Source organism: Curtobacterium sp. Leaf261, assembly GCF_001422205.1.
In the GTDB taxonomy this organism is placed as follows: Bacteria; Actinomycetota; Actinomycetes; order Actinomycetales; family Microbacteriaceae; genus Curtobacterium.
Genome location: NZ_LMMJ01000008.1, coordinates 270,814 through 284,754, shown reverse-complemented (window position 1 = coordinate 284,754; position 13,941 = coordinate 270,814). Strand labels below are relative to the sequence as shown.

The window sequence follows — 13,941 nt, the reverse complement described above, 5'->3', positions numbered from 1 at the left end:
GGCCCGACGGACACCGCCGGGCGGAACTCCCCCTCTGTCATCTCCTCGAGCGTCGGTCGTGCGCGCTCCCTGTGCCTGAGAGTTTCACCCCGCCGTCGAGGACGATCGGGGCTTTCACCGTGGGCGAGGACGCACCGGGGGCGCGTCCTGCTTTCCAGAGTGGCCTGACTCCTGCGGTCGTGAGACCTGAGAGATTGACGGGGAGGTTGCTCCTTCGGTGTCCGATCGGACGGTGGCCTTGTGGCGTGCCGGTTCGATCGGAGCTCTCCCGCAGGGTGTGAGCGGCCCGGTGTTCGGTTGTGGGACCGATCGTACCCGCCCCGTGTTTCAGCCACGTGACGTCTGCCGTTCGACAACACGTAGAGTGATGCCGTGGCAGGACAGCGATCACGGCCCCGCGGGCAGCTCGAGCAGGCGGTGCTCGACGCGCTCTGGGCCCCGGACGCGCACGATGGCCTCACCGCCCGCGCGATCCTGGAGTCCTTCCCGGAGCCGCGCCCCGCGCTGACGACGGTCCTCACGGTGCTCGACCGCCTCGGCCGGAAGGGCACCGTCACCCGCCACGAGCACGCCGACGCGGCCCTGACGTTCCGCGCCGCACACTCCCGCGCCGACCACACCGCCTCCCTGATGAACTCCGCCCTCGCCGCGTCGACGGACCGCGAGGCAGCGCTGCTCCAGTTCACCGGTTCGCTCGCCTCCGACGACCTCGACGCCCTGCGGAGAGCGATCGACGCTCACCGGGGCTGACCGGGCACCGACGTGGTCATCACCGGCGTGGCGCTCCTCGTGGTCGCGATCGTCGTCGTGGCCCTCGCCCCGCGCGGCCTCACCCGCTGGGCGTGGACGATCGACCGACCACGGACGGCGCTCGTCGCGTGGAGCGCCGCGGTGGTCGTCGGGGTGCTCGGGTTCATCGGCGGCATCACCCTCGTGGTGCTCTCCGGCCGACCCTCGGACGATCCGTTCGGCGTCGCGGACTCCCCCACGCACGGCGTCCACCTCGTCGTCGCGGTCGCTGCCGTCGTCGCGTTCGTGATCGCCGTCCGAGTCCGCCCCGGCGCCGAGCACGCCGCCGTCCGCGAGGCCATCCACTCCGGCGTCGCGCCCCGACGACTGGTCGACGGCACGATCGTCGCGGTGGTCGAGGCCGACCACGCCCTCGCCTGCGCGGTCCCCGGACGGAGCGGTGGCGTGCTCCTCAGCACGGGCCTGACCGCCCGGCTCGACGAGGACGAGCTCGACGCCGTCGTCGCCCACGAGTCGGCCCACCTCCGAGGCCGTCACGCGAGCGTCGTCGCGGTCGCCGAGTCCATCGAACGCACCGTGCCCTGGGTCCCCGGAGCCCGCGCGATGGCGCGATCGAGCCGCGTCCTCGTCGAGTTCGCCGCCGACGACGCAGCGGCACGCCGGGTCGGCGCCGACGCGCTCGCCCGCGCGGTCCGCGCAGCCGATCCCGACTCGGCCCTGTCCGCGGTGCGCATCGCGCGCCTGCAGCGCCGCTGACCACCGGACGGGAGGCGCGGGTCGGCCCCGCACCGTCCCTCCCGTCCGCCCCGCCACCCGCCCGGCGGACCGCAGCGCGACCGTCGGACGTCAGCACGACGGACGTCAGCACGACGGACGTCGGCACGACGGATTAGGCTTGGATGACCGTTCACCCGAGGGGAATCCGTGAAGCCGCTCACCGAGGCCGACATCCGATCGTCGTTCGTCAACGCGATGCCGGATGAACTCGACCACCTGCCGATCCCGGGTCTCCACGAGATGCTCTGGGACGAACGGGAGTTCCTCGGCTGGCGCGACCCGCAGGCCTCGCGCCGTGGGTACATGGTGCAGTGGATGGACGGCGTCGCGACCGGGATCGTCGTCCGGGCTGCCGGAGGGTCGCTCCGACCGGGCATCGCCGCGATGTGCTCCTTCTGTCACTCGCCGCAGCCGGCGACGCAGGTGCGCCTGTTCTCGGCGGCCCGCGCCGGTGAGGCCGGGCTGAACGGCAACACGATCGGCTCGTACATCTGCGAGGACCTGGCGTGCTCGATCCTCATCCGCGTGGCGCCCCCGCACCTCAACCCGCCGGAGATGATCGCTGCCCGGAGTGCCGCCCTCCTCCAGCGGGTGCAGAACTTCACGGCCGACATCATGCGGACGGCGTGACGCCCTTCTCAGCCGCCCGATGGGTGACGATCGAGGAGCTCGACGAGGGCCGATGGTCCCTCACCCTGCTCGACGACGCGGACGACGAGATCCGCTCATTCGGCATGGGCATCGAAGGATCGTGGGACCCGGACGTCGTCGACCACGTCGACGCCGTGCTCGCACAGCTCGGGCTGCGGTACCGGGGATCCCGACCGTGGGACGTCGACGAGGTCGGCGCGCACCGCGCGCCCGTCCTCCCCAGCTGACCGAGCGGACGCGTCCCTCCACAGGAGCGTGGCTCCGTCAGGCGTGCGTCCAGAGCGGCGCACTAGCGTCGGTCGCATCATCGTCACCGGACTGGAGGGACGGTGCCAGACCGGCACGTCCCTCCAGTCCGTCCGTCACTCCGGAAGGAACCATCCGCACATGTCCGTCGTGAAGATCAACGCCATCCACGTCCCCGAGGGGTCCGGCACCGAGCTCGAGTCGCGGTTCGCTGCGCGCAAGCACTCGGTCGACGGCGCCCCCGGGTTCGAGGGCTTCCAGCTGCTCCGTCCCGTGAAGGGCGATGACCGCTACTTCGTCGTGACGACGTGGGCGACCGAGCAGGCCTTCCAGGACTGGTCAGCGAACGGGGCCGCCGCTGCGCACGCTCGACCCGAGGGGCACGGGGACGACGGTGCGCGGAAGCCCGTCGCATCGGGCGCCGACCTGCTGGAGTTCGAGGTCGTCGAGCTGTAGCCCCGGTGCGTTCCCTGCAGCCCGAACGTCCTCTCCCGTCACGGATCCGCCGGACGGGTCTGTTCGCCGCAACCCTCGCCCTGAGTGCGATCGTGCTCGCCGGGTGCTCGGCCGGCGGCGGTCCCGCATCGGCCCCATCGAACTCGCCGTCTGCATCGGCCTCCGTGTCGGGGTCGTCCTCGTCGGCGGGCGCCGGACACTCGCTCACCACGCCGGCCACCACCCGGGCGTTCGCCGCGCTCGAACAGCAGTACGGCGCCCAGGTCGGGGTCCGCGTGCTCGACACCGGATCCGGCAACACCCTCGGGTACCGGGACGACACCCGGTTCGCGTTCGCCTCGACCTCGAAACTCCTCACCGCCGGGCTCCTCCTCCGGACGGCCTCCGACGCGGAACTCGACACGGTCGTGCACTACGACGCCGCCGATCTGCTGTCGTATGCACCCGTCACGTCCCAGCACGTCGCCACCGGGATGTCCCTGCGCGACCTGGTCACGGCCGCGCTGCAGGTCAGCGACAACACGGCCGCGAACCTGGTGACCGAACACCTCGGCGGTCCCGCGGCCGTCCAGTCCGCGCTCCGAACGCTCGGCGACAGCACGACGAACGTCGACCGGACGGAGCCGGACCTCAACACGGCGACACCCGGTGACGTCCGCGACACGACGACACCGCACGCGCTCGCCACCGACCTCCGCCGGTTCGCGGTCGGTGACCTGCTGACCCCCGCGCGTCGCACGCTCCTGGTGTCGCTGCTCGAAGGCAACACCACGGGCGGGCCGTACGTCCGCGCGGGCGTCCCGGCCGGGTGGACCGTCGGCGACAAGACCGGGAACGGTTCCTACGGCACGCGGAACGACATCGCCGTGGTGACACCGCCGGGGCGCGCGCCGATCATCGTCGTCATCCTGACGAACCGCGGGTCGGCGCAGGACGCGTCGTCGGACGATGCCCTGATCGCGGACGTGACCCGGCAGGTCGTCGAGACCGTCCGCTGACCGGCGGGCCGTCAGTCGTCGGTGTCGACCTCGTTCGTCACGACGTCGCCCGAGCCGGCGTCGATGCGGACGCTGTGCTTCGTGTTCGCCGTGTCGACGACGTTCCCCTCCCAGACGACCGCTCCCGCGTGGTCGTCGAGCCCGAGTTCGGTGACGGTCCCGGCGACGGCGTCCGTCATGACCTTCGCGGCCTCCGTGTGCCCGAGCTTCGCCGCGCCGAGGAACCGCGTGTTCTCGGCGAGGTCGTCCTGGTCGGAGCTCTTCGTGGTCGGGCCGGAGGTGACGCTCGTCCCCGCGGCGTCGGTGTGGACCTCTTGCTCGGCACCGTCCGAGCCGGCGACGAGGACCTCCCAGGACGTCGCCCCGGCCTCCTGCTCGATCGAGATCACGCTGCCGGACCCGACAGCGTCGAGTGCGGACTTCGCAGCGGCCTCGAGCGCGTCGTTGCCGGCTGCCGTCGAACCTCCGGCCGAGCTCGAGGCTCCGGTCGACGAGCTGGCGGAACTCGAGGACGACGACGCCGGGAGCGCGCGGTCGTCGTCGTCGTCGTCGTTCGAGCAGCCGGCGAGCGCCAGTGCCCCGACGAGCGGCAGTCCGACCAGCAGGGTGGTGCGGCGGATGGTGGTGGATCGCTTCGTGGTGTTCATGGGACAAGCGTGGCGGGCGGACGCTGAAGCAGGCCTGAAGCGCCCCCGGCCACGCGTTGCAGCGCCCCCAGCCACACGTTGCAGCGCCCTGCCGCGCGCTCACAGCGCGACGGGCAGGCGCACCACGAACCGCGCGCCGCCGGCCGGTGCGTCCTCGATCGTCACGGTTCCGCCGTGCGCGGCCACGATGCCGTGGACGATCGCCAGGCCGAGGCCCGACCCCCCGGCGTCACGGGCGCGACCATCGTCGAGACGCACGAACCGCTCGAAGACGCGACCACGGTCCTCCAGGCCGATGCCGACGCCGTCGTCGTCGACCGTCACCACCGCGTCTCCCCCGTCCACCGTCGCGCCGAGCGCGATGCCGTGCGCGGCGTGCCGGACGGCGTTGTCGACGAGGTTGCGGACGACCCGGGCGAGGAGCCGCTCGTCGCCGGACACCCGGGCAGCGCCCACCCCCGAGGCATCGACCGCCACGGAACCGAGTCCACGGACCCGGGCGACCTCGGCGAGCAGGAGGTCGTCGAGGTCGACGGTGCGATCCCGCTCGGCGCCCCGCTCGTCCAGACGGGTCAGCAGCAGCAGTGACTCGACGAGGTCCTGGAGCCGGGCGCCCTCGTCGAGCACGACGTCGGAGAGCTCCCCCACGTCGGTCGCCGCGGGGTGCGCGCGGGCGAGTTCGGCGTGCTGCCGGATGGTCGCGAGCGGGGACCGCAGCTCGTGCGAGGCGTCGGCGACGAACCGGTGCTGCACCTCCTGCGACCGCTCGAGCCGCCCGAGCATGCGGTTCAAGGTGTGTGCGAGACGGTCGACCTCGTCCCCGCTCCCGGGTTCGTCGATCCTGGTGTGGAGCCGCCCGGCCTCGATGTCGTCGACCTCGCGGCGCATGCTGTCGACCGGTCGGAGCGCCCGCCCGACGACGATCCACGTCACGAGTCCCATCAGCGCCACGACGACGGGCACGGCGACCACGAGCAGCACCACGACCTCACGGATGGCAGCATCGGCGTCCTCGAGCGGCGCACCGACGACGATCACACCGTCGCCCCCGCCGGGGAGGTCGACGTCGTCCGACACCAGCAGCCACGGTTCGTCGTCGCGTGAGACCCGGGACTCGTCCCGCGTGCTGAGGGCCGCGCCGCCCGCGTCGTCGCCGTGCGCGAGGACCCGGCCGTCGGAGTCCTGCACCTGCACGAGGAGGTCGTCGTCCTGGTCGTCGACAGCCGCGGCACCCTCGGCCTCCACCCGCGACGACAGCGCGTCCAGGGTCTGCGAGGCCGTGTTCCGGACGCCGTCGACGAGCGAGGCCCGGAGCACCAGGACGAACGCGGCCGCACCGAGGACGAGTGCGACGAGGACCACGATCGCCGCCCCGGCGGTCGCGCGGGTCCGGATGGACGCCCGGCGACGACGGGGGTCGCCGGCCGCTGTGCGCGCAGTCACCCTCGGGCGCCCCCGGCCGCGCTCAGCCACCGTCAGCCACCGTCGGCGGCGAGACGGTACCCGGCCCCGCGCACGGTCTCGATCGCCGACCGACCGAACGGGCGGTCGACCTTCTGCCGCAGGTGGCCGACGTACACCTCGACGATGTTCTGGTCGCCCTCGAAGTCGTCGTCCCACACGTTCCCGATGACGTCACGCTTCGCGCGCACCTGCCCCGCGTGCCGCATGAGGTACTCGAGCACGGTGAACTCCCGGCTCGTCAGGTCGAGCAGGGCGTCACCACGCCACACCCGACGTCCGGCCGGATCGAGTCGCAGGTCACCGGCCTGGAGGATCGTGGGGCGTTCCCGGGATCCGCGCCGGACGAGCGCACGGAGACGCGCGACGAGCACCGGGTAGGAGAACGGCTTCGTGACGTAGTCGTCGGCGCCGGCGTCGAGGGCCTCCACCTGGTCCCACTCGCCGTCCTTGGCGGTGAGCATGAGCACCGGCGTCCAGTCCTCCTCTGCCCGGAGGGCCTCGCAGACCGCCCAGCCGCTCATCCCCGGCATCATGAGGTCGAGGAGGATCGCGTCGTAGGTGTTCTCGCGGGCGTACCAGAGGCCGTCGATGCCGTTGTTCGCGACGTCCACGGCGAACCCCTCGGCCTCGAGGCCCCGGCGGACACCGTCGGCGAGCCGGACCTCGTCGTCGACCACGAGTACGCGCATCACCCCAGCATGCCGCCGTCCCGCTGAACCAGCGCTGAAGCGGCGGACCGGCGAACCAGCGAACCGGCGGACCGGCGTGGGGGCGGCAGGGCAGGCGCTCAGCCCCGCAGCGCCTCGAGCACCTTCACGCGGCCGCCGGTCCGGAGCAGCGAGTTCTCGTAGATCCGCGAACCGAGGAGCACCGCCGCGGCTGCCGTCAGCACGATGACCACGAGCGACACGATCGGCTCCCACCACGCGGCCTCGCCGAGGAAGATCCGCATCGGCATCCCGACGGGCGCCGAGAACGGCACGTACGACATCACCGCGAGCACCGCGGAGTTGTCCGAGAAGAAGATGATCAGGAAGTACGGGATCATCACGAGCATCATCACCGGGCTCGTGACGCTCCCGACGTCCTCCTGTCGGGCCACGAGCGACGCCGCCGCCGCGTAGAGCGAGGCGATGAGCACGAACCCGACCGCGAAGAACAGCACGAACCACAGGGCACTCGGACCGAGGGCCGCGAACAGGTCGTCCTGGCCGGTGACGGCGAGCGCGACGGCCGCCACCACCGCGATGAGGACGATCTGGGCGAGGGCCATGATGCTGTTCCCGATCACCTTGCCCGCCATCAGCGCCTTCGCACTCGTCGCGGACATCAGGATCTCGACGACCCTGGTGGACTTCTCCTCGACGACGCTCTGGGCGATCGTCGCGCCGAAGGTCACCGCGGCCATGAAGAACACCACGCCGAACCCGAGTCCGACGAAGTACACCAGCCCGGAGCTCTGGTCGCTCGGGTCGAGGAGCCGGACCGTCGGGGTGGCGCTCAGCTGGCCGACGAGGGTGTCGGGTGCGCTGTCGAGCGCGATGACCGAGAAGCCGAGCGTGTCGTCGGACGGCACGATCGCCGCGTCCACGTCGCCGTTCCGGACGCCTCGCTCGGCAACGGCGACGCTCGACGCATCGCGGACGTCGATGCCCGGGACGTCGCGGAGCGGGGTGCCGGACACGCGCGCGTCGACACCGGACACCACGGCGACGGTCGTCGTGTCGGAGGCCGTCGACCTCGACACGATGCTGCCGACGACGATCGACGCGAGGACGGCGACGAGCAGGATCGCTGCGGAGACGATGAACGCCCTGCTCCGGAGCCGCGCCTGGATCTCGCGTCCGGCGATGAGCTGGACGGAGCGGCTGAACGAGATGTCGTTCATCGGACGACCTCCTTGAAGACCTCGGTGAGACTCGGGATGCGCGGGCCGAAGCTCGCGACGGTGCCGCTCTGCACGGCGCGCTGGAGCACGGTCTGCGCGGTGGCGTCGTCGGCCTCGAACGCGGCGAACCCGCCGTCGAACTCGACGACGCGGACGCCGTCGACCTCGCGGATCCACCCGACGTCGTCGGCGGTGAGCAGCTCCCACGCCTGCGGGCCGGCGGCACGACGCAGCTCGTCCTGGCTGCCCGCGGCGCGGATCCGACCCTCGGCGATCACGACGAGGTCGTCGCACAGCCGCTCGACGAGCTCCAGCTGGTGACTCGAGAAGAGGACGGGCACGCCGTTGGCAGCCTGCTCCTGGAGGACCCCGAGCACCGATTCGACCGCGATCGGGTCGAGCCCGGAGAACGGCTCGTCGAGGATCAGGACCTCGGGTCCGTGCACGAGCGCTGCGGCGATCTGCACGCGCTGCTGGTTGCCGAGGGACAGGCTCTCCACCTGGTCGTTTGCGTGCTGCGCGATGCCGAGCCGGTCGAGGAGCCGGTCCGTCGACGCGTTCGCCGCAGCCTTCGCCATCCCGCGGAGCCTTGCGAGGTACGCGACCTGCTCGGCGACCTTCATCTTCGGGTAGAGACCACGTTCCTCGGGCATGTACCCGAAGCGCCGTCGGTCGTCGGCGCCGATGCGTTGACCGTCGATCGACACGGTCCCGGCGTCGGCTCGGAGCACACCGAGCAGGATCCGCATGGTGGTGGTCTTGCCGGCGCCGTTCCCGCCGACGAATCCGGTGAGCCGACCATCGCTGACGGTGAAGCCGACGTCGTCGAGCACCTGCCGCTCCCCGAACCGCTTGGACACGCTCTCGATCGTGAGCATCGATGCCTCCTGGATCTCGTGGCGACGGCGAGGTCGTCGTCGCGAGGACGACGCTACGGAAGCGCCGAGGGCGGCACATCCGCCGCCCGACGGGCAGCACGCCTCCCCCGTGCGGCGGACGGGCTCAGGCGCCCGGGACCGTCACGCCGTGCTCGTACGCGAACACGACGGCCTGGATCCGGTCTCGGAGGCCGAGCTTCTGCAGGATCTTCGACACGTGCGTCTTCACGGTGGCATCGCCGACGAACAGTGTCCGGGCGATCTCACCGTTGCTGAGCCCCTTCGCGACGAGCCGGAGGACCTCCTCTTCGCGGTCGGTCAGGTCCGCGATCGCAGGACAGTCGCCGTCCGCAGCCGTCGACGGTTCGGGCGCCACGGCGAACCGCTCGATCACCCGCCGTGTCACGTCCGGAGCCAGGAGGGCGTCGCCGCGGGCCACGACCCGGACGGCCTCGATGAGCTTCTCGGGGGTCGTGGTCTTCAGCAGGAACCCGCTCGCACCGGCCCGCAGCGCCTCGAACAGGTAGTCGTCGGCGTCGAACGTGGTGAGCACGAGCACCGCCGGCGGGTCGTCGGCGGCCATGATGCGCCTGGTCGCCTCGATGCCGTCGACCCCCGGCATCTGGACGTCGAGGCAGACCACGTCCGGACGGAGCTCCGCGGCGAGGACCTCGGCCTCGGCACCGTCGCGGCCCTCGCCGACGACGGAGATGCCGGGCTCGGAGTCGAGGATCACCCGGAACCCGCTCCGGACGAGGTCCTGGTCATCGACGAGCAGGACGCGGACGGGACCGCTCCGCTGCGGCATCATGCGGGCAACCATGCGCGGACCAGGTAGCCACCCCGCGTCCGCGGTCCGACGTCGACCGAGCCACCGACCGCTGCGACGCGCTCGCGCATGCCGACGTGCCCGAGGCCGCTCCCAGCCGTTCCTCGGTCGGACGCTGTCGAACCGCTCCCCGCCGAGCCGCGACTCCCCCGGCCGGTGTCCGTCACCTCGAGCTCGACGCCGTCCTCGAGGTAGCGGACCCTGATGTCGATCGCCGCTCCGGAGCCGGCGTGCTTGAGGGTGTTCGTGACGGCCTCCTGGACGATCCGGAACGCGACCACCTCGACCGTGGGCGGGAGGCTCCGCTCCTGCCCGACCACCGTGAGCCGCGTCGGGTGACCGGCGGCGTCCGCCTGGGTGACGAGGTCCGGGAGCTGGTCGACGCCGCGCGTGCTCGAGCTCTGCGCGAGTGCGACGGCGCCGGTGTCGACGTCCGACCGCAGGGTGCCGAGCATCCTGCCGAGCTCCTCGACCGCGGTCCGCGCGCTCGCCTCGACGGCCTCGAGGGACACGCTCGCCTGCACCGGATCCACGCCGAGCACGCGCCGCGCCGCGCCGGCCTGCACGCCCATCACCGAGACGTGGTGCGCGACGACGTCGTGCAGCTCACGGGCGATCCTGACCCGGTCGAGCGCGACCGCCTGGGCGGCGCTCCTGGCCCGTTCCGCGGTCAGCTCCTCGGTCCGCGCGTCGAGGGCCGCACGTGCCTTCGCCCCGGCCCACGCCCGGTTGCCGAAGTGGTACGCGGCACCGAAGTACAGCAGGTTGATCGCGATGTTGAGGATCGAGATCGCGACGTACGCCGGGACCCCGCCGTCGTCGGGAACCCCGGGCATCGATCCGGGCGACCCCCAGTGGAAGAGGATGACCCCGAAGAGCCACGCGAACATGCCGCCGATGACCACCCAGCGGACGGTCGCGGCTCGCGGGCGATCGGACACCCATGCGCCGACCGTGAAGAGCGCGATGAACAGGGTGATGTTCGTCACGAGCACGTCGGGGACGTGGAGCACCTGGGTCATCGCGAAGGCGACCGCGACGACGAGCGCGACGGTGAGGGGGAAGCGTCGGCGGACCGCGAGCGGCGCCGCATTGGCGACGACCATGACCGCGCTCACCTCCCACGGTGCGACGTCGTCGTAGAGCCCGACGCGGGAGTAGAGCAGGATCGAGATCGTCAGGGTGGCGGCCATCAGGACCGCGATGAGGACGTCCCGGCGCTGACCGGCGCGATCGATCGGCAGGCGCGACCACGCCGGGTCGAGCCGCGTGTCGTCACCCCCGCTCGCCGGTGCGCTCCGCGTGACCTCGCCCCCGCTCGGTGCGTTCCGTGTGTCCCCCAGGTGCCCGTCCACGAGACAACCGTAGCGTCCGGCGTGCCGCGGGTCAGGCGGTCCGCGTCCGTTCGACGGCGTCGAGGATGGTGTCCCGCACGAGCGCGGGTGCGGTCTCGGGCAACCAGTGGTTCTCCGGGACCTCGACAAACCGGTACGGCGCCGCGACGAACCGCTCGGTCCGCTCGGCTCCGAACCGCCCGAGCGCGTCGTCCCCGGAGCCCCACACGAACGTCGTCGGCACGGTGATCATCGGGTCGACCTGCGGCACCGAGGACGGGTCCGGCAGGGGGAGCGCCCGGTACCAGTCGAGCGCCGCCCGGAGTGCCGCCGGTTCGCGGAGGTGCGCCGCGTACTGGTCCGCCACGTGTCCCGGGAGCCCCATCCCCGTGAGCGCCGTCGCGAGGTTCCGCCCGGCGAGCACCCGCTCCGGGAGCCACGGCAGCTGGAAGAACGCCATGTACCAGGAGCGGAACGCCTGGTCGGACTGGAGGAACGCATCACCGAACGCCGACGGGTGCGGTGTCGACAGCACGGTCAACGACGCGAGCCGCTCCGGCGCCCGCTGCGCGAGGCGCCATGCGACGAGACCGCCCCAGTCGTGTCCGACGAGGTGCACCGGGCCCTCGAGCAGGTCGAGGAGCGCGAGGACGTCGTCGACGAGCCAGTCCCGGCGGTAGTTCCGGCGTCCGGGCGGCCGAGCGCCGGCCGAGTAGCCGCGCTGGTCGGGCGCGATGCACCGGAGTCCGGCGGCGACGAGCCCCGGCGTGACCTGTCGCCAGCCGGTGCGGTTCGCCGGGAAGCCGTGGAGGAGCACGACGGGGACGCCGTCCTCGGGGCCGGAGTCGTCGACGTCGAACTCGAGGCGGCCGCGGCGGTGTCGATCGATGCGCGTCATGGTGCCCACGGTAGGCCCGTCCCCGATGAGAAGTGCCGAAGTGTCGGGTCGCCCGCGCCACTCGACACTTGCGCATGTCTCACTCGGGCACGTCTCACGCGGGGACCGACGCGGGGACTGCTCGCTCAGCCGGCTGCGGCAGAGAGCTCGTGACGGCGGAACCAGTGCAGGAGGGCCTTGGTCTGGGACGACGAGGCGGCTTCGCTGAGGCTCCCGGACGCGCCGAAGAAGTCGCGGAACCCCGGGACGTCACGGAGCGTGGTGTCGCTCAGCGGCTCGAACGCCATCGACCAGTCCGGGAACCAGCGGGTGTCGGTCTCGTTGCGGTCGAGTTCGACGACGTCCTGGTGGCGCGGGTCGTCGCGGATGCGTGCGAGTGTGGCGTCGACCGCATCGGCCGGGCCCTCGAGCATCTGCACGAAGCGGCGGCCGCGGTACACGAGGATGCCGGTGATGCCGAGTTCGGTGTTCCGTTCCCGCGCGTGGAGGAGGATCTTCTCGAGGGCCTCGTCGTCGAGGAGATCGGTGGCGCGGCTCACGTAGACGAGCGAGATCATGCTGGTCCTTCCGGGTTCGTCTCCTGACATCTTCTCGCACCCGGCCCTGTGAGACGAGTCCGCGTTCGCGGGGCGGACAGGACCGTCCACCGACACCGTTGCGACATGAGTGTCCACGACGTCACCGCGATCCGCGACGGCAAGCACTGGGTCGTCATCGAGGACTGACCGCCGTGGGGAACGGGACGACTCCGGAGGTCCGGAGTCGTCCCGCGGGACCTACAGCAGCGCGAGCACGGCCACCGCGAGCGTCACGAGCGCCGTCGACAACCCGACGACACTGATCCACAGCTCGATGGTGCGCCCACCACTGCCCCGACGTCGATGTCTCGCCATCACGGACCCCCATCCCCAGGACAGGAGGCTGTGGTCCGAGCACTCTGGTGGATGTCCACCCGAGCGCGATACACTCGATGTCGTTGCGATCCGAGTTGCACCACAGCTCAGACCACATACCTCTCACGAGGTGAGATCGGCCCCTGTTCCTGCAGGGGCTTTTCTCGTTCTCCATCGAGTCCGGTCGGGCTTCACCTGGATTCCCGAACGGTCCGGTCATCCTGCCGCACCCGCGCGGCAGCCATCCGCGCCTGTCGAGAACGGATCAGAACACGGACGGGTCGCGTGGGCCGGACCACCGGCTCGTCTGGGACGTCGGCAGGGCGCCCGGCCGCCGAGCGGCGCTCACCTCTGAGGTCGCCCATGCCGTACGGTGGCCCGTGTCGGGGTGGGCGACAGTGCCCGCCGTCGGCGCGAACAGTGCGATGCCTCCACACATCGCGAGACCACAGTTCGCACACCGCGAGACAACCGGGGGAACACAATGTCAGGGACGACGCCGCCGAATCCCGATGGGAACGGTCAGCAGCCGGGGAACGATCCGCAGGACGGCGCACCACAGGCCGGCCCGCAGTACGGAGCCGGCCCGCAGTACGGAGCCGGCCAGCAGTACGGAGCCGGCCCGCAGTACGGCCAGCAGTACGGCGCACCGCAGCCGGGCAGCGGCCAGCAGTACGGCGCACCGCAGCCGGACAGCACCCCGCAGTACGGCACGACGCAGCCGGGCGGCGCCCCGCAGTACGGCGCGCCGCAGGGCGGCCAGCAGTACGCCGGCGCCCAGTACGGCGCGCCGGTCGGTCCGCCCCAGGGACAGTCGCGGAGCCGACGCGTGCTGATCACGGTGCTCGGCATCGTCGTCGCGATCGTCGTCGCCGCGCTGGTGCGCTGGGGGTTCTCCGCTGCGTTCGGCGACTCCAAGCAGGACATGATCGCCTCGAGCGTCGCTGAGATCCGCAAGCAGTCCGATCTCCCGAAGCAGGTCGACTCCGTGACGACCTGGACCGCGGTCACCGCCGAGGACGATGCCATCCACTACGCCTACACGGTGTCGTCGAGCGTCGACCCGTCGGCCGTGACGAAGAGCAGCGTCAAGGGATCGATCGTGCCGACGCTCTGCTCGACGGACTCGACGCGGAAGATCCTCGACCAGGACATCGCGATGCGGTACACCTACACCTTCGACGGGTCCTCGAAGACGATGGACCTGACCGTCACCGAGGCCGACTGCTGAT

Annotated in this window: 16 protein-coding genes and 1 riboswitch; of the genes, 7 read left to right on the top strand and 9 right to left on the bottom strand. The window is 71.7% G+C overall.

All coding sequences use genetic code 11. From position 1 onward, the window contains the following. Nucleotides 1–164: 164 nt before the first annotated feature. A riboswitch (glycine riboswitch) is annotated at nucleotides 165–281 on the bottom strand. A gap of 91 nt (nucleotides 282–372) precedes the next feature. The 6 genes from ASF23_RS09570 (at nucleotide 373) to bla (ending at nucleotide 3,878) form a co-directional block, all read left to right on the top strand. Further along, the gene (locus tag ASF23_RS09570) at nucleotides 373–750 is read left to right on the top strand and encodes a BlaI/MecI/CopY family transcriptional regulator (protein WP_055952308.1); all 378 of its coding nucleotides are present in this window, start codon (nucleotides 373–375) and stop codon (nucleotides 748–750) included. Between the two features lie 12 nt (nucleotides 751–762). Next, nucleotides 763–1,506 (top strand): M56 family metallopeptidase, encoded by a 744-nt coding sequence (locus ASF23_RS09565; RefSeq protein ID WP_055952305.1) that lies wholly within the window; start codon nucleotides 763–765, stop codon nucleotides 1,504–1,506. Nucleotides 1,507–1,674: 168 nt separating this feature from the next. Beyond that, the gene (locus tag ASF23_RS09560; protein ID WP_055952302.1) at nucleotides 1,675–2,157 is read left to right on the top strand and encodes an FBP domain-containing protein; all 483 of its coding nucleotides are present in this window, start codon (nucleotides 1,675–1,677) and stop codon (nucleotides 2,155–2,157) included. Next, complete coding sequence (locus ASF23_RS09555) at nucleotides 2,154–2,405, top strand: hypothetical protein (protein ID WP_156364433.1); 252 nt, start codon at nucleotides 2,154–2,156, stop codon at nucleotides 2,403–2,405. The genes ASF23_RS09560 and ASF23_RS09555 overlap by 4 nt, the downstream gene beginning before the upstream one ends. A gap of 160 nt (nucleotides 2,406–2,565) precedes the next feature. Then, nucleotides 2,566–2,880 (top strand): antibiotic biosynthesis monooxygenase family protein, encoded by a 315-nt coding sequence (locus tag ASF23_RS09550; RefSeq protein WP_055952297.1) that lies wholly within the window; start codon nucleotides 2,566–2,568, stop codon nucleotides 2,878–2,880. Nucleotides 2,881–3,044: 164 nt separating this feature from the next. Continuing rightward, nucleotides 3,045–3,878 (top strand): class A beta-lactamase, encoded by an 834-nt coding sequence (bla, locus tag ASF23_RS09545; protein WP_235510846.1) that lies wholly within the window; start codon nucleotides 3,045–3,047, stop codon nucleotides 3,876–3,878. Between the two features lie 11 nt (nucleotides 3,879–3,889). Here bla and ASF23_RS09540 read toward each other — a convergent pair whose 3' ends face one another. The 9 genes from ASF23_RS09540 to ASF23_RS09500 form a co-directional block, all read right to left on the bottom strand. Continuing rightward, a complete protein-coding gene (locus ASF23_RS09540; RefSeq protein WP_055952294.1) occupies nucleotides 3,890–4,525 on the bottom strand; it encodes a PepSY domain-containing protein in 636 nt (211 codons plus the stop codon). A 99-nt stretch (nucleotides 4,526–4,624) separates the two neighbouring features. Further along, the gene (locus ASF23_RS18955; RefSeq protein WP_055952291.1) at nucleotides 4,625–5,968 is read right to left on the bottom strand and encodes a sensor histidine kinase; all 1,344 of its coding nucleotides are present in this window, start codon (nucleotides 5,966–5,968) and stop codon (nucleotides 4,625–4,627) included. 32 nt (nucleotides 5,969–6,000) lie between these two features. Beyond that, complete coding sequence (locus ASF23_RS09530) at nucleotides 6,001–6,678, bottom strand: response regulator transcription factor (RefSeq protein ID WP_055952289.1); 678 nt, start codon at nucleotides 6,676–6,678, stop codon at nucleotides 6,001–6,003. A gap of 98 nt (nucleotides 6,679–6,776) precedes the next feature. After that, nucleotides 6,777–7,877 carry an ABC transporter permease gene (locus ASF23_RS09525; RefSeq protein WP_055952288.1) on the bottom strand — a complete coding sequence of 367 codons (1,101 nt, stop codon included), beginning with the start codon at nucleotides 7,875–7,877 and terminating at the stop codon, nucleotides 6,777–6,779. Next, on the bottom strand, nucleotides 7,874–8,755 hold the full coding sequence (locus ASF23_RS09520; protein ID WP_055952286.1) for an ABC transporter ATP-binding protein: 882 nt from the start codon (nucleotides 8,753–8,755) through the stop codon (nucleotides 7,874–7,876). Before ASF23_RS09520 ends, ASF23_RS09525 begins: the two co-directional genes overlap by 4 nt. Nucleotides 8,756–8,879: 124 nt before the next feature. After that, on the bottom strand, nucleotides 8,880–9,566 hold the full coding sequence (locus tag ASF23_RS09515) for a response regulator (protein ID WP_055952284.1): 687 nt from the start codon (nucleotides 9,564–9,566) through the stop codon (nucleotides 8,880–8,882). Next, nucleotides 9,563–10,939 carry a sensor histidine kinase gene (locus tag ASF23_RS09510; RefSeq protein ID WP_156364431.1) on the bottom strand — a complete coding sequence of 459 codons (1,377 nt, stop codon included), beginning with the start codon at nucleotides 10,937–10,939 and terminating at the stop codon, nucleotides 9,563–9,565. Before ASF23_RS09510 ends, ASF23_RS09515 begins: the two co-directional genes overlap by 4 nt. Before the next feature lie 31 nt (nucleotides 10,940–10,970). Beyond that, complete coding sequence (locus ASF23_RS09505) at nucleotides 10,971–11,816, bottom strand: alpha/beta fold hydrolase (RefSeq protein WP_055953170.1); 846 nt, start codon at nucleotides 11,814–11,816, stop codon at nucleotides 10,971–10,973. 125 nt (nucleotides 11,817–11,941) lie between these two features. After that, on the bottom strand, nucleotides 11,942–12,373 hold the full coding sequence (locus tag ASF23_RS09500) for a BLUF domain-containing protein (protein ID WP_055952274.1): 432 nt from the start codon (nucleotides 12,371–12,373) through the stop codon (nucleotides 11,942–11,944). An 820-nt stretch (nucleotides 12,374–13,193) separates the two neighbouring features. Here ASF23_RS09500 and ASF23_RS09495 point away from each other — a divergent pair. Continuing rightward, on the top strand, nucleotides 13,194–13,940 hold the full coding sequence (locus ASF23_RS09495) for a proline-rich domain-containing protein (RefSeq protein ID WP_055952271.1): 747 nt from the start codon (nucleotides 13,194–13,196) through the stop codon (nucleotides 13,938–13,940). Nucleotide 13,941: the final 1 nt, after the last annotated feature.